We start from the raw sequence: 251 nt of genomic DNA, 5'->3' as shown, positions 1-251 counted from the left end.
GTCTGGCGGTTGTTTGCTGGGAGAAAGTCTAGCGGAACACCTGTCCGTGGCTGGCAATGTTGCTGTCACATTTGAGAGTGGAGGTCACTACTTTATTGTTTCGTATGGTAAGGATGGTGTTGTTTCTGAGTTCATGAATGTGGCTTGGGATGATTATCTTCTCCTTCTCGCTGGCGCGTGTGCAGACAAAGAAAAGCTCTTTGTCTGTTATGAAGAAGATGAGCTTCTACCTATATGTGGGGGGCTTTCAG

At 47.0% G+C, this 251-nt stretch carries 1 protein-coding gene; it reads left to right on the top strand.

Annotated elements, in window-relative coordinates; translation table 11 throughout:
* Window positions 1-46: 46 nt before the first annotated feature.
* On the top strand, window positions 47-251 hold a 205-nt coding region (locus O4G76_RS21180; RefSeq protein ID WP_269399064.1), incomplete at its 3' end, for a hypothetical protein.

Origin of the sequence: Limimaricola sp. G21655-S1 (assembly GCF_027213785.1) — a bacterium.
Taxonomy (GTDB): domain Bacteria; phylum Pseudomonadota; class Alphaproteobacteria; order Rhodobacterales; family Rhodobacteraceae; genus Limimaricola.
The sequence above is the reverse complement of the archived record's forward strand: the minus strand, read 5'-3'. Positions and strand labels throughout refer to the sequence as shown.